At 55.0% G+C, this 18,955-nt stretch carries 15 protein-coding genes; 8 read left to right on the top strand and 7 right to left on the bottom strand.

Annotated elements, in window-relative coordinates:
* Positions 1-26: 26 nt before the first annotated feature.
* The 4 genes from ACMYSL_RS21375 to ACMYSL_RS21360 form a co-directional block, all read right to left on the bottom strand.
* Entirely contained in the window at positions 27-1,427 is a 1,401-nt protein-coding gene (locus ACMYSL_RS21375) for a sucrose-6-phosphate hydrolase (protein ID WP_434659884.1), read from the bottom strand.
* Positions 1,427-2,797 (bottom strand): sucrose-specific PTS transporter subunit IIBC, encoded by a 1,371-nt coding sequence (locus ACMYSL_RS21370; RefSeq protein ID WP_110273188.1) that lies wholly within the window; start codon positions 2,795-2,797, stop codon positions 1,427-1,429. The genes ACMYSL_RS21375 and ACMYSL_RS21370 overlap by 1 nt, the downstream gene beginning before the upstream one ends.
* Positions 2,798-2,921: 124 nt before the next feature.
* Entirely contained in the window at positions 2,922-4,439 is a 1,518-nt protein-coding gene (locus tag ACMYSL_RS21365) for a carbohydrate porin (protein WP_434659883.1), read from the bottom strand.
* A gap of 165 nt (positions 4,440-4,604) precedes the next feature.
* Positions 4,605-5,528: an aminoimidazole riboside kinase gene (locus ACMYSL_RS21360; RefSeq protein ID WP_434659882.1), complete on the bottom strand. Its 924-nt coding sequence runs from the start codon at positions 5,526-5,528 to the stop codon at positions 4,605-4,607.
* Between the two features lie 389 nt (positions 5,529-5,917).
* Here ACMYSL_RS21360 and ACMYSL_RS21355 point away from each other — a divergent pair, with 389 nt between their 5' ends.
* Together ACMYSL_RS21355 and ACMYSL_RS21350 are read left to right on the top strand one after the other, a co-directional pair.
* The gene (locus ACMYSL_RS21355) at positions 5,918-6,307 is read left to right on the top strand and encodes a hypothetical protein (RefSeq protein WP_304256804.1); all 390 of its coding nucleotides are present in this window, start codon (positions 5,918-5,920) and stop codon (positions 6,305-6,307) included.
* 188 nt (positions 6,308-6,495) lie between these two features.
* Positions 6,496-6,978: an RcnB family protein gene (locus tag ACMYSL_RS21350; protein ID WP_434659881.1), complete on the top strand. Its 483-nt coding sequence runs from the start codon at positions 6,496-6,498 to the stop codon at positions 6,976-6,978.
* 169 nt (positions 6,979-7,147) lie between these two features.
* On the opposite strand, the gene ACMYSL_RS21345 is transcribed toward ACMYSL_RS21350, so the two are convergent.
* Positions 7,148-8,164, bottom strand: coding sequence for an ROK family protein (locus ACMYSL_RS21345; protein ID WP_434659880.1), 1,017 nt, complete (start codon positions 8,162-8,164; stop codon positions 7,148-7,150).
* 97 nt (positions 8,165-8,261) lie between these two features.
* Positions 8,262-9,803, bottom strand: coding sequence for a DUF1593 domain-containing protein (locus tag ACMYSL_RS21340; RefSeq protein ID WP_434659879.1), 1,542 nt, complete (start codon positions 9,801-9,803; stop codon positions 8,262-8,264).
* A gap of 408 nt (positions 9,804-10,211) precedes the next feature.
* On the opposite strand from ACMYSL_RS21340, the gene ACMYSL_RS21335 reads away from it, so the two are divergent.
* The 6 genes from ACMYSL_RS21335 (at position 10,212) to pheP (ending at position 18,492) form a co-directional block, all read left to right on the top strand.
* Positions 10,212-11,390 carry a M20 aminoacylase family protein gene (locus tag ACMYSL_RS21335; RefSeq protein WP_142515498.1) on the top strand — a complete coding sequence of 393 codons (1,179 nt, stop codon included), beginning with the start codon at positions 10,212-10,214 and terminating at the stop codon, positions 11,388-11,390.
* Between the two features lie 19 nt (positions 11,391-11,409).
* Complete coding sequence (locus ACMYSL_RS21330) at positions 11,410-12,186, top strand: ABC transporter substrate-binding protein (protein WP_110273196.1); 777 nt, start codon at positions 11,410-11,412, stop codon at positions 12,184-12,186.
* Between the two features lie 161 nt (positions 12,187-12,347).
* On the top strand, positions 12,348-13,301 hold the full coding sequence (locus tag ACMYSL_RS21325) for an aldo/keto reductase (protein ID WP_434659878.1): 954 nt from the start codon (positions 12,348-12,350) through the stop codon (positions 13,299-13,301).
* 340 nt (positions 13,302-13,641) lie between these two features.
* A complete protein-coding gene (locus ACMYSL_RS21320) occupies positions 13,642-14,724 on the top strand; it encodes a hypothetical protein (RefSeq protein ID WP_434659877.1) in 1,083 nt (360 codons plus the stop codon).
* Positions 14,725-14,782: 58 nt separating this feature from the next.
* Positions 14,783-16,975: a TonB-dependent receptor gene (locus ACMYSL_RS21315; protein ID WP_434659876.1), complete on the top strand. Its 2,193-nt coding sequence runs from the start codon at positions 14,783-14,785 to the stop codon at positions 16,973-16,975.
* 140 nt (positions 16,976-17,115) lie between these two features.
* Positions 17,116-18,492, top strand: coding sequence for a phenylalanine transporter (pheP, locus tag ACMYSL_RS21310; RefSeq protein ID WP_181483168.1), 1,377 nt, complete (start codon positions 17,116-17,118; stop codon positions 18,490-18,492).
* Between the two features lie 41 nt (positions 18,493-18,533).
* Here the strand turns inward: pheP and ACMYSL_RS21305 are convergent, their stop codons facing one another.
* The gene (locus tag ACMYSL_RS21305; protein WP_434659875.1) at positions 18,534-18,944 is read right to left on the bottom strand and encodes an Exc2 family lipoprotein; all 411 of its coding nucleotides are present in this window, start codon (positions 18,942-18,944) and stop codon (positions 18,534-18,536) included.
* Between the last annotated feature and the right edge of the window lie 11 nt (positions 18,945-18,955).

Below are 18,955 nucleotides of genomic sequence, written 5' to 3'. Positions count from 1 at the left end.
ACGCCATGAGCCTGAAAGCAAAACGCTTATTCTATCATGCATGTGCGCAGCGACCAGTAACAGAATGCGCCCGGCTTGCTGCCCGTGAAAGTCAGCAGCGCCGGATAAGTCGGGAAGTAGCGACTGCTCATCACCCCTTCGCCGTCATTGATGAAAATTTCCACGCTCGACTGGTCGATGAAAATTCGCAGTGAGCGAACCTCGCCGCGCCAGTAGCGATAGTGTGTTTCATCGCTGGCAAGGCTGCGTCGCGCCAGACGGATCCCGCGGGTATCGCGCTCAAGCGTCAATGTGCCGCCGAAATCGACGCTTAACGCGTCGTCGCTTGCGGTTTCGAGGCTGATTTCCATCGGTGCCAGCGGTAGAGGGCTGTCCTGCCAGCCGTGCGCTTCGCCGCGCAGGGCGGTGAGTTCACGCAGCGGGCGCTGATAGAGCTTGCCGTCGACAAATTCCAGTTCGCGCAGGCAGGTCATCTGATGGATCCAGCCGTTAGCCAGCGTCGGCTGGCGCATCTCTTCGCCGTCCGGCACGCCCATCCAGCCGACCAGCAGGCGGCGGCCATCGCTGGTCTGCATGGTTTGCGGGGCGTAAAACTCGAATCCGGCGTCCAGCTCGTGAAGTTCGCCATGTTTGAAAGCGGCGCGGCCGTAGTCGAAATCACCCGCCATCCACACTGCCGGGTAGGTGTTAAGAAAGCGCGTTTCCTCGCGGGGGATGCCCTGCGGGCAGCAAATCAGAATATGTTGGTCGCCGAGCGGGAACAGGTCCGGGCACTCCCACATATAACCCGCGTCGTGCAGGTCATTGATGCCGTAACCGGCGATCTCGCCCTCGCTCGTCCACTCATGGAGATTTGCGGAGCTGAACAGCAGCACCTTGCCGCGCTTTTGCCGATCCTGCGCGCCCAGCACCATGTACCAGCGGCCTTCATGCTGCCAGACTTTTGGGTCGCGCACGTGGCCGGTATAGCCCTCCGGCAGCGGTAATACCGGGCCGAGCTTAGTGAAAGTGCCGTCGGCGTTTTCCGTCGCCAGGCACTGCCAGGCGGTTCGGCTACCGTCATCGAATTTGACGTTGCCGGTGTAGCACAGGGTGAGGGTTCCGTGGTTATCCACCGCGCTGCCGGAGTAGCAGCCGTTGCGGTCGTATTCTTCGTCCGGCATCAGGGCGATCGGTTCATGCTGCCAGTGCAGCAGATCGGCAGAACTCCAGTGCGCCCAGCATTTGAACTTATGATCGCAGGCGAGCGGGTTCCACTGATAAAACAGATGATAGCGCCCGGCAAACTCAACAAAGCCGTTGGGGTCGTTCATCAGCCCGGTTACCGGCGCATGATGCCAGCGGGGATAGTGGTTATCGGCCAGCGCGCGCGGCTGGCCCTGCATAACGGCCTGCAAAATCGCAGGCAGGCGTGATGGAAGTGACATTATTCAGCGTCCGTGTTGTATTTCAGTACCAGGGAGACGACGAAGGCAACGCCAAAGGCGATAACCATCCCGATAATATAGTTCAGCAGCGAGCTGGCCTGCACGATAGCCATCCCGGGGATTGCCGTCAGGCCTACAGCAGTCATATAGACGTGCACTGACACCACCCACGCGCCGCCCGCCGCACCGCCGATAAGCGCCGCGATAAACGGTTTCACAAAGCGTAGGTTAATACCAAAAATCGCCGCTTCAGTGATGCCCAGCATGGCGGAAAACGCCGACGGTAGGGTAATGGCTTTAATTTTGGCGTCTTTGGTTTTAAACCATACCGCCAGACAAGCACCGCCCTGGGCGACGTTAGCCATCGCCCAAATCGGCAGCAGGAAGTTGACGCCGATGGACGGATTGCCCAGCAGCCCGGCTTCGATGGCGTGGAAGCTGTGGTGAATACCGGTAATGACGATAACCGAATAGAGGCCGCCGAACAGCAGCCCGGCCAGCCAACCGGCGTGGGTAATCAGGGTGCTAAGGATAAACGAAATGCCATCGCCGAGGGCGCGACCGGCCGGGCCGATAATCAGCAGGGCGATAAAACCGGAAATAATCACCGTCAGGAACGGCGTGAGGATCAGATCCAACGCGTCGGGGATCACACGACGCAGCTGCTTCTCAACGATGCTCATAAACCACACCGCCAGCAGCACCGGGAACACCGTGCCCTGGTAGCCGATCATCGCAATCTCAAGGCCGAAGAAGTTCATGCTGTGGAAACCGGCAGCCACGCCCCAGGCGTTGGTGAGAGCCGGGTGGGTCAGTATGCCGCCGAGCGTCGCACCGAGATAAGGGTTACCGCCGAATTCGCGGGCGGCGGTGAAGCCAATCAGGATCGGCAGAATAATAAATGCCGCCGAGCTGCACATATCCAGAATGATGTAGATGGCGTTGCTCGGGTCGACCCAGCCGTAGGTTTTGACCATCCCCAACAGGCCCATCAACAGGCCGGAGGCGACGATAGCCGGGATAATCGGCACGAAAATGTTTGATAACAGGCGAGCGATGCGCTGGAAAGGATTAAGCTTTTTCGCTGCGATATCGGCGGCTTCCGATTTGCTGGATTCACCAATCCCTGCCGCCTGAATAAAGGCAGCGTAGACTTTATTCACCACCCCGGTGCCGAAAATAATCTGCATCTGCCCGGCGTTACGGAAACAGCCTTTAACCCCTTCAATTTTGCCGATGGCCTGCTGATCGGCCAGCGAATCATCGACCAGCACCAGGCGCAGACGCGTGGCGCAGTGCGCGGCGCTGGCGATATTTTCCTTGCCTCCCAGAAGCGGAAGCAGCGAGCGGGAAATCTGTTCAAAATCCATAATACCCTCTGAATGCGTAATAATTTTCGTATTGTCGCCCCGTGTTTACGGGGGCGCAGTCTCTGCGTCGTTATTGTGTCCAGGGCTTGTCGCCCCGGAGATATCTGTCGTCAGGTACTAACCGTCAGAACCAGGTTTCCATCTGAATACCAAAATTCCACTCGCCGCCCGCGTTGAAACCGCTGCTGCCGAAGGCGTCGTCGCTGGCGTAGTTATCCAGTTTTTTGCTCCAGTCCATCCAGGTCGCGAACAGGCGCAGCTCGGGACGGTTGAAGAAATCGCCGATGTCGCCGACTTTAAACGTCGGGGCGAAGGTGAGTTTATAGAAACTACCGTTCACCGCGTTGCGATCTTTGTAGCCTTCGGGATGCAGATCCATGTATTGGTAGCTGCCTTCGTAAGCGAGGGCGAAGTTCTGGGTGATCTCCTGGATCAGGCGCATGTTGAAGGTGACCCACTCGTAGCTATCGCCTTTGGCATAGCGGTCTTTGCTGCTTTGCGCCAACACCGCTGGGGCGAGGTGCCAGCGTTCGCTAAGCGGCGTGGTGCCGTAGGTGGCGAAACGCCAGGTATTGGCGTCTGAGAGTAGCGCGCCATCCGAGCCGATACCTTTGACTTCTGCGCCCAGACCGTGGCCGTAGAGCAGGGCGGTTTTGCTGCTGCCTTCACGCAGGCCGTAGAAGCTGTCGTTATGCAGGCCAACCAGCGCGTGGACGCCATTGTTAGCGGCGTCAGTCTGAATGGTATCGCCGTTGGCATCTTTACGGTCGTCGTTATCTTTCGCCCGCAGGCCGCTGACCATCACCTGCACCGGGCCGATAAAGTGGTTCATGCTCAGAATGTAGTTCTGCACATTGTTATCAATGTCTTCCAGATCGCCGAAGTTACGCCCATAAAGGGAGAAGTTGCTGCGAATACTGTCGTTCCACTTCACGTCGTAAATACCGCCGCCGGTGCCCGCGAGGAACACCACGTCGGAATCGAGCCAGTGGATATCAAAGTTGTCGCGGTCAAAGCGTTTACCTGCCCATAGCGTGGAACCTTTAAATGGCCCTTCGAAGCTCGGTAAGCTGCCAAGTTCAGCGAACGCTTGACGAATATTCAGGTCGCTGGAGTCGGCCGACCAGTCGTTATAGGTTTTTTGTCCATCGGCCAGCATCGCTTTAAAGCGGGTGGTCGCGCCGTTATCCAGCGTCTGCTTATGTTCAAGGTTCAACTCGACGTAGGTGTCGGCTTCGTTGCCTAAGCGACCGATGGCACCGCCGGTTTCCCCGGCTGGCGTCAGGTAGGGGCCGCTTTTGCTGCTGGACGCAGCATCGTTCATCAACAGGCCGGAGCGGGCGTAGCCGTGGAACTCAAAGCCGCTTTTCTCATCGGCTTTCTTCTCCAGTTTGGCGGTACGCTGAGCCACTTCCTGGGTGCTGTTCTGGGTTTTTTGCTGCTGCGTAGTGAGCTGTTGGACTTTTTTCTCCGCCGACTCGGCGCGATTTTCCGCCGTTTGTGCTCTGTTTTCTGCATCCTGCAGGCGTTTTTCCATCGCGATTAAACGGGCTTCAATACTGCTGAGGTCCGTTTGCGCATGGGCTGAGGCGGCGCCGGTTAGCAAAGCGATAAGAACCGCGAGTGTGCTTTTTCTATACATGCTGGTTGCATCCCAAAAGGAAAATTGAAAATGGTGTGTGTTTGCTAAACCGGTTTAGGCGCTATGTTAAACACGACCTTTAACATTTTGAAATGGAATTTGCTAAACCGGTTTAATAATTGTGATGGATGCAACAAAGTGGGCCGCGCTGGGCGGCCTAAAGGATCAAAACTGGCGATTAAGATCGTGCTGATAAGGCAACGCGGTCATCGCGCCTTTCGCCGTTGTCGCCAGCGCACCACAGGTTTGTGCCAGGGTAAGAGTGGGTTCCAGCTCGCCAATATCCGTCGGCATTCCGTTGGCGGCAAGGCTAGCAAGCAGTCCGGCAACAAAAGCATCGCCCGCGCCGGTGGTATCTACGCTCACGACAGGTTTGGCGTTGAAGTGGATGAACTGTTGCTGGAACGCGGCGAGTACGCCCGCTTTGCCCTGAGTCACAAGCAGGAGTTCAGGTTGATATCGCTCGACAACGTTGGCGATCCCCTGCGCTAAATCATCACTACCACTGATAAATACCAGCTCTTCTTCGGAGAGCTTCACCACGTTTGCCAGCCGCAGGGCGCGATCGAGGCAGGCGTGCAGCAGGTCCTGATCCTGCCAGAGGTCCGGGCGGATATTGGGGTCAAAGCTCACCCGGCCGCCGGCAAGTTTGATCTTCTCCATCGCCGCGAAGGTGGTGCTGCGGCTGGGTTCGGCGCTTAGCGCGATGGAACAGACGTGTAGCCACTGTCTGGCGGCAAACTGCGGGAGATCTGCTTCCTCCAGGAACAGATCCGCGCTGGGACGCACCATAAAGGTAAAGGTTCGCTCGCCCTGGTCGTCAAGGTCGACGACTACGGTGGAGGTGCGGTGCTGGCCATCGAGGCGCATATGGCTAATGTCGACCTGCTCCTGTTGCAGGGTATGGCGCATAAAGCGGCCAAACGGATCGTCGCCGACGCGCCCGATAAAGCCGCTGTTGCCGCCAAGGCGAGCGATACCCACTGCCACGTTAGCCGGCGCGCCGCCGGGACACTGCAGCAGGCGGCCCTCGCTTTCCGGCAGCAGGTCGACTACCGCATCTCCCAGAACCCAAACTTTTGCATTCATGCTGAAAATCCTCCATAGCTAAACTTAATTAAACCGGTTTAGCACATTAAAGCATAGGGACAGAATGAGGGGAATGTCACATGTGGAAAAGTGCGAGCCAGGGCATGAAAACGAGAATCCGTTGGTGAAAAATAGGGCGTCCCGATTGCTTGCGCAACGGGTTTTCAATCGTCTGAAGGACAGTAGCCCGGACAGGCGCGTCAAGCGCCGCCTCCGGGAAACTCTGGTTAGAATTTACTGATACAGAGAAAATACTCTTTTCCATCAGGTGAACATTCGATTGAAAATTCTGAAATTAGTTTTAAGAACAATCCCTAAAGCCAAACGGCAAAATCTTGTGCCATGCTAAATGCGACTCGTAACATTAAGTTCGTTAGAGAGAGGACATTATGAAAAAAGCAATGATTGCGTTATCTGCGATTCTGGTAGCAGCTCCTGTTTTTGCTGCAACAACACACGCAACTGATGATACCGTCGCGGCAGCCCACGAAGGGGCGAACACCGCGAAGGAAAAACTGCATGAGGCTCAGCACCAGGGCGAAGAGCAGCAGCTCAAAGCCAAACACGCGGCGGAAGGGAAAAGCGACAGCGTAGGTAGCGAAGTCAGCGAAGGCGCGCAGAAAACCTGGAATAAAACCAAAGAAGGCACCGAGAAAGGCTGGAACGCGACCAAAGAAGGCAGCGAAAAAGGCTGGAATAAGACCAAAGAGGTCAGCAAAGAAGGTTGGGATAAAACCAAGCAAGGTGCTGAAGAGTTAAAAAATAAAGTCACTGAATAATCACTGACAATTCTTTAAAAAAGGGCCGCGAAAGCGGCCTTTTTGTTATTTAGCGCGCTTTATTTGTGTGGCTGAATGCTATTTATAAGCTCATGTACCCAATAAGCCAGGAATAATCCTGGTTATATTATTACTCACTATTCCTCCACATTTTCCCGGTAAAAAGGAAATATATCAGGAGGTGTACTATGAAAAAGATTCTTTCACTGGCGATTATTTTATCTTGTGCTTTTACATCCGTTTCATGGGCTGATGGCCCTGGCGGTAACAATCGCGGTCAGCAGCAGGTCTGGCAGAACGATTCCGGCCGCGGCGGTCCGGACGGTAACCGACAGCAGGCGCCGGGCAATGGGCCGCAAGGTAATAATCATCAGGGGAACGGTGGCGATCGTGGCCCGGATCGCGGTGGTAATCATTCGTCCGATAATCGCCATCAGGAGCGCCACGAGCAGGATCACTTCGCGTGGAGTGGCCATGATTTCCGCAAAGGCCAGCCGGCTCCGGAACGGTTCCGCGGTAATGACTATCGAGTAAACGACTGGAACGATCGCGGGCTTCCGGCACCACCGCGTGGGCAACACTGGTCGTATATTGACGGTAACTATGTACTGATTGCCGCTGCGACCGGGATTATTACGTCGATCCTGATTAACGGCGCGCTGAACCACTAACGTTGGTCTTATCCCCGGAGGCGGTGCTGCGCACTTGTCCGGGCTACAAAACCCGCGCACCTCGCAAGTTCGAGCCTGTAAACCCCGGATCGCGGCGTAAACGCCTTATCCGGGCTACAGGTTCCGCATTGTCTGAGGGACGGTCGCGCGCCACCGGGGGAAAATCGCATTACACCAGCAGCGCGGTGATACTGTCCGAACTGAGCTGTACTAATCCCTTCCAGCCATAATTGTGTCCGGTTTTATAATGGCGGATATGTATTTCACGAATATGTGAATTGGTATTTTCATCAAGCATTTTCTGTGCGAGCGGCAAAATATGCTCACCGTAATCTTCGAATAACTCACCGGTCGCGATAACTCGCTTAATATTATGAATCGGTGCGGTACAGCAAATCGCAAAATAGAGCGCCTGCGCGGTGGTAAGGATGCCTGCGGATATATTATTCGCCTCGACGTTAAACGCCGGTTCCAGCCCACCGGGCCAGGGGAGATGCACAATTTCCGGATAGAAGCCGTTTTCGCCCAGTCCCGGTTCGCCGTGGGTGCAATAACCGTAGCCGAGGCTGCCAAATCCGGGCATAAACGCGACGTATGACTGCCCGGGCGAGCTTTTCGCCAGCAGATAGTTAGTGCAGTGGGCAATATTGTAGATGCGGGTTGGCAGGTTTAGCTTCTGCTCAAGCAGGGCGGCGAGATTGACATTATGTTCCTGAAATAGCGGACAATAGCGCACAACTCCGGTGAAATGCTCGATCCCGCCCTGTAGCGCGATGCTGGCTACGCTGAGCGAGCTTTGCGGCAGTTTGGCTTGCTCGCATAGTCGTGCGATACCATCGGCGACAAAGTCTACCAACTGGTCCGGGGTCATTGTCTCCGGTAGGGAAAAATGCAGATCCGCTAACGGCGGCAACTGGGTATTGTAATCATTGAGCGTGCCCTGAAAACTGCCTTTACGCAGCATGATATTGGCGCTCCAGGCTTTCGCGCTTTTCACTGCTAACAGCTGCTGCGGGCGACCAAAAGTCGGATCTTTGACTTCCCGCTCCTCAATCAATTGTTCATCGAGCAGGCGTGCCGTCAGCTTGGTGATATAGGCTTTGGTGACGCCAAGGCGTTTGGTCATCTCCGCCCGGGATTCCGCTTCGCTATGCAATATATTGAGGATCTGCTGTTTGTAATCCACGCCGTCTCGCCTCTGCCCACAGGGTTGCTTTAGCGTTCATCATACCATTGCGCTGCATTCCGTTCATCGGGCGGCAATGCGCGCCGCCCCAGATGGATTATTTGACCGAAACAATAATCCGTCGATAAGAGGTGAGAGACGGTTTGCCGTTATCGGTCACCGCCAGAATGATATGTTCCGTGCCGTTGCGCAGCGCTTTAACTTCAACCGTTGGTTTACCGTTATCGCTCAGTTCGAGGATTGCGGGGGCCTGCAGATTATCCTCGCCGCGACGACCTTGCACATCGTTTACCGCCACCGGCTGAGAGCTGGCGGAACCGGCCTCCGGGTAGCGGAACCAGCTATAGCTGAGCTGATTGCCATCGGGATCTTTACTCCCTGCGGCGCTTAATGTGAGCACGTCGCCCGCTTTAGCATCCATATACACCACCTGTTGTCCCTGCTGACCGTTTACCACCACTTGTGGATTATGGTTAGCGGAGGCGTAATCTTTCACTCCCCACGCCATGCGGGCGGCAAAATCGTGCTGGAATGCCTCACGCCAGCGCCAGATGGTGGCCTGATTTGAGGTATAGCGCTTGCCGTCGATGCCGGTAACCGTATCGGCGGCGTTGGGGTTGCCGGGATAGAAATCGCCGCCGCTGCTCCAGATGGCGCGCGTTTCATGCTGCGGCTGGCGCACGATATAGCGCCCGCCCCAGCCGCCCCAACCCGGATTCTGCTCACTATTCAGGCCGTTGCGGATCAGGCCGAGAAACGCCGGGGTATCGCCTTCCATAATAAACAGGTATTGCAGGTAGCCTTTGCCCATCGGTCCGATGTTGCGGATATTTTCATCCAGCCAGTGTTGGGACACGGTGGTGAAATCTGCCCCCGGTGCGTTGCGATAGTACTGGTCGCCACTGATGCCGGTCCAGGTGGCGCGAGCATAATCTTCGCCGTTCTGGCTGGAGGGATCGACGATATAAGTGATATCCGGATAGTGCTCGCGCACCCAAAAACCAGCGTCGTCCTGATCGGAAATCGAGTAGACCACCAGGTTGCGCGTCAGCGTCTGAACGGTGCTGGCAGGATGTTTTTGCGCCAGGTCTTTCAGCGCTTGCGCCAGAGTATTCGCGCCGCCCCACAGGTTGATAAACAGTGGGTGGTTAGCGTCGGTGCTTTTTTCAATGGCCTTGACCAGCAGGTCGGAACCGGCGGTATTTTTCCCTTCACCGGTCGCTGCCATACCGTAGCTGGCAAGGCCCGGCGCGACGACGGCTTTAAGCTGGTCTTCCGTTGGGAACCCGGTGGCGTGCTTAAGCAGGTTAGGCTGCACTTCGCCGTAATGACCGAGTACCAGATCGATCATATCGGTATGCACTTTCTCCCGCTGCCAGGTGGAGGTTGTCGCCACCAGCCCTTCGACACTCATTTCGTTGGCATAGAGCAAAAAGCGGGTTAACGACATCTGATCGTCAGGCTCGTTGCCGATATCGGTCAGTACGAAGACGCGCGGTTTTTCCTGATATGGCAGAATCTTACCGGCCATTTCACTGATGGCGGTCGCGGCGTTTACTGCCAGCGGGGCCGATAACGCCAGCAGCCCGGCCATCGCCAGCCAGACTCCCTGGGCAACTCTATTGTGGGGTTGTTTCATCTTCAAACCTCGATATACGTTGGTGACTAAACAAGTGAACCCAACATAGTTAACAATGGAAACAAAGTAAAAAGAAAAGCAAAATTGTGTGACCGTGATAACGATTTTTTCCAGACAGGAGATGATCTTATGAAAGAATAAAATATTGGAATTTAGGTATTTTATCGATTCTTTATCTGCATTGTTCCATTTGGTTTATTATTATTGATCTTATAAAGCAATAATAACCAGATGATTAGAAATAACTCTGTTTTGCTCTGAGATATAAAGAAAGAAATTTCGTAGGTAAATCAATATGAATAAATGAGATGCCACCTGCCTCTGTAATAAGAAATGCTGCTTGCATTAAACCTCTACCAAGTTAAGTTATTAAAACTGAGCATCTATTTTTATATCCCGGAGACCGGCATGACCGATTTTGTTATTCCTGAAATTAAAGCCACTGAAGATGAGATGATTGCGATCCGTCATTATTTACATGCCAATCCGGAATTAAGCCTCGAAGAGTTTAATACCAGTGAGCTGGTGGCCGGGAAACTGACCGAGTGGGGCTATACGGTAACTCGTGAGCTGGCAAAAACCGGCCTGGTGGGGACGTTGCGCAAGGGCGACTCTCCACGCACCATTGGCCTGCGTGCCGATATGGACGCACTGCCGATTTTCGAAGCGACCGATCTCCCCTGGGCCAGCACCGTTGCCGGAAAAATGCACGCCTGCGGCCACGACGGTCACACCACGATTCTGCTGGCGGCGGCGAAATATATCGCCTCTCCGGCCTGTCAGTTTAACGGCACGGTACATCTGATATTCCAGCCTGCGGAAGAAGCTATTGGCGGCGCGGATTTAATGATTAAAGACGGCCTGTTTGAGCGCTTCCCCTGCGAGCGCATCTTCGGTCTGCACAATATGCCGGGCCTGCCGGTGGGGAAACTCGGCTTCTATGCCGGCAATTTTATGGCCTCGGCGGATACGGTCAAAATCACCATTACCGGCTATGGCGGTCACGGCGCGCATCCTGAGCGCACCGTCGACCCGATCGTGACCGGCGCGGCGCTGGTGATGAATCTACAAAGTATCGTTGCGCGTAACGTACCGCCGGGCGAAACCGCAGTGGTCAGCGTGGGGACTTTCCAGGCCGGTATCGCTTCTAACGTGATTCCCGAAAACGTGGTGATGGAACTGAGCGTGCGGGCGATGAAACCGGAAATCCGCGATCTGCTAATCAAACGTATCAAGGAGCTCGCCGAGTTTACCGCCAAAAGCTACGGCGCCAGCAGCGAAGTCGAGGTTTTTGACTCCTATCCGGTGCTGACCAACAGCGTTGAGGAAACTGAGTTCGCTAAAGCGCTGGCGCTGGAGGTGTTTGGCGAAGAGGGCGTTCTGGAATCGATACCTCCAATGAACGCCAGCGAAGATTTCGCCTTTATGCTGCGGGAGCGTCCCGGCTGCTACTTCCTGCTGGGCAATGGCGAAAAAGGCGGGAAGGGCAGCTGCATGGTGCATAACCCCGGCTACGACTTTAATGATGACATTATTTCCACCGGCGCGACGCTGTTCGCCCGGTTAGTTGAAACACACTGCCGTTGATCTCTGGAGTCCGTAAATAATGAAAAAATCTCTTCTGCTGTGGGTCGCGCTGATGGCCTCAACTTCAGCCCTGGCCGCAGAAAATAAGGAAATTCGCTTTGGCGTTGACCCGACTTTCGCGCCATTTGAATGGAAAGACCCACAGGGTAAGCTGGCGGGTTTTGATATTGACCTCGGGAACGCGATTTGCGAGCAGCTCCAGGCGAAGTGCGTGTGGGTGGAAAGCAACTTCGACGGCATTATTCCGGCGCTGAAGGCGCGCAAGTTCGATGCGATCCTTTCCGGAATGTATATGACCGAGAAGCGTAAAGAGCAGATTGGCTTTAGCGATAAGCTGTATAACGGCCCGGTGTTCCTCGTGGCGCGTAAAAACACGCTGGCCGGGAATACCGTCGAGCAGTTGAAGGGCAAAACCATCGGCGTAGAGCAGGGGTCGGCGCAGGAAACGTACGTCAACCAGCACTGGCGCACGGCGGGAATCAATATCGTTGCCTATCAGGGGGCGGATCGCGTGGTACAGGATTTGGAGTCCGGGCGTATTGATGGCGCGGTGCTTTCCGGGATGATGGCCGACTACAGCTTCCTGCAGCAGCCGCAGGGCAAAGATTTCGCCTTCGTTGGCGGGCATTTGCAGGACGACAAGCTGTTTGGCGCCGGGGCGGCGATTGGTCTGCGTAAAGACGATGAAGCCCTGCGTCAGGAAATTAACGGCGCGATTGCCAAAATTCTCGCCGACGGCACCTATAAAAAGCTAGCAGGGAAATATTTTAGCTTTGATGTCTATTCCGGGACATAATGTTGTTATGCATTCAGCGGGCACGGAAAGCCCGCTTCAAGCTTCCTTTTCTTACTATCATTTCTGACCTTTGGCATTTCCTGAAAGGACACAGAATATAAGCGTTACCCTATATAATTCGCGTTGCGTGAAGTATGACGGGTAAATAAGGAGTGAACGGCATGATGACACGTCCCTTGGGCAAAACCGGATTTTCCATTGCCCCGCTGGTGTTTGGCGGCAACGTTTTTGGCTGGACCATCGATGAAAAAACCAGTTTTGCCATTCTTGATGCGTTTGTAGACCACGGCTTTGATGCTATTGATACGGCGGATGTTTACTCCCGCTGGGCGGACGGTAACCAGGGCGGCGAGTCCGAAGCCATTATCGGTCGCTGGCTGCAGGCGCGGCCAGGCATGCGCGATAAGGTGAAAATTTTCACTAAAGTTGGTTCCGATTTAGGCCTTCCCGGCCATAAAGGACTGAAAAAAGCCTGGATCCAGCAGGCGGTGGAAGATTCGCTGCGCCGCCTGAACACCGATTATATCGACCTCTACTTTTCCCACTGGCCGGACCCGGAAACCCCGGTTGCCGAAACCCTCGACGCGTTCCATGCCTTACAGCTGGCGGGAAAAATCCGCGCGATGGGGGCCTCTAACCTCGATGCACAGCAGCTTTCGAGCGCCCTGGAAGTCTCGCGCAAAAGCGGTCTACCGGCCTGGCAGGTGCTGCAACCGGAATACAATCTTTATCATCGTTCGGCCTTTGAAGGCGCGCTCTGCGACCTGTGCATCAGCCGCGATATCGGTGTGGTGACCTACTACAGCCTGGCATCCGGCTTCCTGACCGGTAAATACCGTCAGCAGTCCGATCTGGCGCAAAGCCAGCGCGGCGGCGGCATCGGAAAATACCTCAATCCGCGCGGGCTGCGTATCGTCGATACTCTGGTTGAGGTGGCGGAACAACAGAATGCGAAACCTGCCGAAGTCGCGCTGGCCTGGCTAATGAGTCGTGAAGGCGTAACGGCCCCGATTGCCAGCGCCACCAGTATCGCTCAGGTGGAGAGCTTTGCCCGTGCCGCTGCGTTGAACCTCCACGCTGAACAGCTGGCGCGTCTGGATACCGCCAGCGCATAGTTTTCGACGCCGGAACCTGTCGAGTTCCGGCGCTTTTCCATCAGCGTTTTGTATTCCATTTTTCCTCACCCTCAGCCAATACCACTGCTCTGAATACCTTTCACCGAAAAATGAAACGTTTTTCCATTCGGAAAAAGACAGGCTTGATTACGATAGGATAATGCGTATAGTTCTCATTCTTCTTTTTGTTTGCGGGCTTGTCAGGGAATAACCTGCATTAGTGGCGTGCTCACAGGGAAACTTCGAAGGCGTAGGGTGGGGCTCGCTAACGCAAGACCGAAAAGAGAACATCGGCGGCGGAGTCACCATCGGATCATTGATTTTGTTCAGGATTGATCTTATGAAATACACTCTCCCGGCGTTGGCGCTGGCTATCTCTGCGGTCTTAAGCGGCTGCGCCGCCACTCACACCTCTCCTGTTTCTCAACCTATTGCCGAACAAAAAGCGGAAACCGCCGTACAACCGCTGAAACGCGAGCTGGCGGAAGGTTTGTATGAAATGGCGCTCAGCCCGAAAGGCGATGCACTGTACGTTGCCAGCGCTGAAGGCTTTAAAGATGTGCAGGGCGGCGCGGTCTATAAGCTGGATCCGGCAACCCTGAAAACTATCGGCATGACCCACACCGATCTGAAAAACTTTGCCGTACAGCTCAGCCCTGACGGCAGTACGCTGTTTGTCACCAACTCGCTGGATGGCGGCATTAGCGCTATCGACACGGCCAACGGCAAAGTCCAAAAACGCCTACTGTTTAGCGAACGCAATAAAGAAGGTTTCCCGTACGGTGCGCGTCAAATCCTGCTGCTCAATAACACCCTTTACGTTGGCGCAGTCGCCGATCCGGCGCAAATCTGGGTGGTCGATGCCGACACCCTGAAGCTGAAAACGCGGATTAAAAATACCGGTAAATGGATGACCGGCCTGCACTATTCCGCACAAACCGAACGGCTGTACGCGGCAAACGGCGGCGGTGAAATCCTGGTGATTAACCCGCGCAATAACCGTATCGAACACCGCTGGAAGCCGCTGGGCGATAAACCGGCGCTGCTGCTGAACATTGCTGAAGATAGCGCCACCGGTCGTCTGTTCGTCACTGATAACTCCAAAGCTAAAACCACCCTGGTACTCGATATTCACAGCGGCAAGGTGATTAAGCAACTGGACGTGGGCGACTCGCTGGCGGTGCAGTTCAATCCTAAGCGCAACGAGATTTATATCTCCCAGCGCGAATCCGGCAAGGTTATCAGCCTCGATGGCACCAGCTACGCGCTGAAAAAGTCGTGGGATATTCCGGCTAACCCTAACAGCCTGCTTATTTCCGCTGACGGCCAGACGCTGTTTGTCACCGTTAAGCAGCCGTTTAATAAAGATCATTCGACGAAAGGGCCGGACAGCGTTGTCCGCATTGACCTGACCGCGAAATAAGAAATTCGGGCCCGGTAACGGGCCCTTTGTTTTACTTTCCTCACCTATGGGACTCATTATGCGTATATCTCACTATCCGGCTTTCCCGCTACGGAAAACGCTGCTGGCGTTAACTATTGGCGCTATCACTCACTCGGCAACGGCGGCGGAAAGCGACGCCGAACGTAAAAAAACCGAAGAAACCATGGTCGTCCGGGCGGCTTCCGACAATGATTTTAAATCTGGCGGCGATCTGGTCGTTCCTGCCTATCTGGATGGGCAGGTAGCGAACGGTGGTCGTCTCGGGATGCTCGGCGAGCAAAACGCGATGGACGTTCCGTTTAGCATCATCGGCTATACCTCGAAGCTGATTCAGGATCAGCAGGCGAAAACCATTACCGACGTGGTGAGCAACGATGCCGGGGTTCAGCCGGTGCAGGGCTACGGTAACTATGCCGAGACCTACCGCATTCGCGGCCTCAAATTCGACGGCGATGATATGACCCTGAGCGGCCTGTCCGGCGTGGTGCCGCGTCAGGTGATGGATACCGCCATGCTTGAACGGGTTGAGATTTTTAAAGGCGCGAACGCCCTGCTCAATGGTGCCGCCAGCTCCGGCGTCGGCGGGATGATTAACCTGGAGCCGAAGCGTGCGGAAGATACCCCGACCGCCAACGTTGGCGTGGACTATACCTCTGATTCTCAGGTCGGCGGTTCGCTGGATTTAGGCCGTCGCTTTGGTGACGATAACCAGTTCGGCGCGCGGGTGAACCTGGTACATCGTGAAGGCGAGGCGGCGGTCGAGAATGACAAGCGCAGAACCACTCTGGCCGCTATTGGCCTCGACTATCGCGGCGAGCGCTTGCGCAGCTCTTTTGATTTTGGCTATCAGAAGAAAACGTTCCACGGCGGCCCGATGGGGATCAATATTTCAGCCGTTGATTTTATTCCGCGTCTGCCGGGCAATACCCATAACTACACGCAAAAATGGGCTTACAGCGATATCGAAAATGAGTTCGGTATGCTGAGAATGGAGTACGACATTGTCGATAAATGGACTGCCTATGCGTCGCTGGGCGCTCAGCACGCCCATGAAATTGGCCTGTATAGCGCTTCGAAGCTTATTGATCGAGAAGGCAACGCCACGGCGGGTCGTCTGGATACCAACCGCTATATTGATACCGCCAGCGGCATGGCCGGCATTCGCGGCGAGTTCGCTACCGGTTTTGTCTCGCACAAAGTGAACGTCGGCTATTCGGCGAAAACCCAAAACGATAAAACGGCGTGGAGAATGTCTAAGGTTAACCCGCTGGTGAATATCTATGATACTCAGCAGGTTGCGCCTCCAGCCACTTCTTCATCCGATGGTAATTATTACGATCCGCTCACCAGCGGGCGTACCCGTTCGCAGGGCTGGCTGCTGAGCGATACCCTGGGCGTTCTGGACGATACGCTGCTGTTTACCGCTGGCGCGCGCCATCAAAAAGTGGTGGTGCGTAACTATAACAAAACCACCGGTCTGCAAAGCGATGCGTATGACGACAGTCGCTGGATGCCAACCTATGGGGTGGTCTACAAGCCGTGGGAGGTTATCTCTTTATACGCCAACCATACCGAAGCTCTTCAGCCGGGCAGCAATGCGCCGAACTCCGCCACTAACTACGGTGAAAGTATTGGGATCATCCACTCCAAACAAAACGAAGTAGGGGTGAAGGCAGATTTCGGCCGTATTGGCGGCTCGCTAGCCTTGTTTGAAATTAAAATGCCATCAGCATTCCTCGACAGCAAGAAACACTATGGTCTTGACGGCGAGCAGCGTAACCGCGGCATTGAATTCAACGTCTTCGGTGAGCCGCTGTACGGTCTGCGCCTTAACGCCAGCGCCACATGGCTGGAAGCCGAGCTGTCGAAAACCAAAGATGGCATCAACGATGGTAAAACAGCGATTGGCGTGCCGGGGTTCTATGCGGTGCTTGGCGCGGAGTATGACATTAAGCCTATTGATGGCCTGACCGCCACCGCGCGCCTCAATCACTCCGGTTCGCAGTATGCCGATCAGGCGAATACCAAGAAGATTGATAGCTACACCACCCTGGATCTCGGCGTGCGCTATCGTCTGGCGCTTAACGAGAATCAGAACCAGATGACGGTACGGGCGGGGGTGGATAACGTGACGGATGAGAACTACTGGTCCGGTGCTGATGACAGTGGAACCTATTTGTTCCGCGGTGAGCCGCGGACGTTCAAGGTTTCGGTCGGCTACGAGTTCTAAGCAAAACGCTGGGGCGGGCAGGGCTGCTCGCCCCTTGTGATAAATCAATGAACGTATAAAGCCAGGGCATCTGCGGCTTGAAGTATGACGGGGATAAGTGTTACAAGGTGCCCCTTCATATAAACACACAGGGGATCGACGTGAAAGACGCGTCAACGTCGTCGGATGCCGTAGAGGAAAGCGGCCCGACGCTTCACCGCGGTTTACAGAACCGACATATCCAACTTATCGCCCTTGGCGGCGCCATCGGTACCGGCCTGTTTCTCGGCATTGGGCCAGCGATTCAAATGGCGGGACCGGCCGTACTGCTCGGCTACGCCGTGGCCGGGATCGTTGCTTTTCTGATTATGCGCCAGCTTGGCGAAATGGTTGTCGAAGAGCCGGTTTCTGGCTCCTTTGCCCACTTTGCCTATAAATACTGGGGTCCGTTCGCAGGTTTTCTTTCCGGCTGGAACTACTGGGTGATGTTCGTGCTGGTGGGGATGGCTGAGCTGACCGCCGCCGGGATCTACATGCAGTACTGGCTACCGGACGTGCCGACGTGGATTTGGGCCGCCGTCTTCTTCATTATTATCAACGCGGTTAACCTCGTTAACGTTCGCCTGTACGGCGAAGCGGAGTTCTGGTTCGCGCTGATTAAAGTGCTGGCGATTATCGGCATGATTGGCTTTGGCCTGTGGATGCTGTTTGGCGGCCACGGCGGCAGCAAAGCGGGAATCGATAATCTGTGGAAATACGGCGGCTTCTTTGCCACCGGCTGGCACGGGCTGATTATGTCGCTGGCAGTGATCATGTTCTCCTTCGGCGGGCTGGAGCTTATCGGCATTACCGCCGCCGAGGCGCATAATCCAGAGAAGAGCATTCCGAAAGCGGTTAACCAGGTGGTGTACCGTATTTTGCTGTTTTATATCGGTTCGCTGGTGGTTCTGTTAGCTCTTTATCCGTGGGTGGAAATCAAATCCGACAGTAGTCCGTTCGTGATGATTTTCCATAATCTCGACAGTAACGTGGTGGCTTCAGCGCTGAACTTCGTGATTCTGGTTGCTTCGTTGTCGGTCTACAACAGCGGCGTTTACTCCAACAGCCGGATGCTGTTCGGCCTGTCGGTGCAGGGCAACGCGCCGAAGTTTCTTGCTCGCGTCAGCAAGCGCGGCGTACCGGTCAACTCCCTGATGCTTTCGGGGATTATCACCTCGCTGGTGGTGCTGCTTAACTACCTCCTGCCGCAGAGCGCGCTCGGCCTGTTGATGGCGCTGGTGGTGGCGACGCTGCTGCTGAACTGGATTATGATCTGCCTGGCGCACCTGAAATTCCGTGCTGCCCAGCGGCGCAAGGGGCGTGAGTCGAAGTTTAAAGCGCTGCTGTCGCCTGGCAGTAACTATTTTTGCATCGCCTTCCTGGGGCTGATCCTGGTGCTGATGTGCACGATCGACGGTATGCGTCTGTCGGCGATTCTGCTGCCGGTGTGGATCCTGTTCCTGTTTGTGGCCTTTAAAACTCTGCGCCGCCCGGCGTAGTGCGTGACAGCCCCGCCGTCCGGCGGGGCATAATTTTGTTGTTATTTCACACCGTGATAGCCGTCCAGATAAGCCCCGGACAATTCATTGCCAAAGAGTATGGCGTCTTTATTTTCCATCTCGTTATCCCACTTATCGTTGGCATTACCGTTGAAAGAGTGCTGCGTCTTCGTGCCCTGCGCCGCCTGCTGCTTGATGGCATCGGCGGTACGGCGGGCGTCGCTTTCGCTCATTCCTGATTTTCTATCCTGCTGGCCTCGGGCATAAATTTCGGTAAAGTTGGGCAGATTTAAGCGGTAGTTTTCCTGACGGTTAGTGGTGAAGTTACCGCCGACAAAATCGGTGCGATGCGAGACAAAATAGTAAGCATGGCGTTCTGGTGAAGATTTTGAGGAAGTACAGCCGGAAAGGATAGTGAGGGTGTATCCTATTGCAATAGCTATTTTATACATCGTGATATTCC

This window comes from Klebsiella sp. MISC125 (assembly GCF_051131775.1).
Lineage (GTDB): Bacteria > Pseudomonadota > Gammaproteobacteria > Enterobacterales > Enterobacteriaceae > Klebsiella.
Note: the sequence above shows the minus strand (reverse complement) of the source record. Positions and strands in the feature narration are given on the sequence as shown.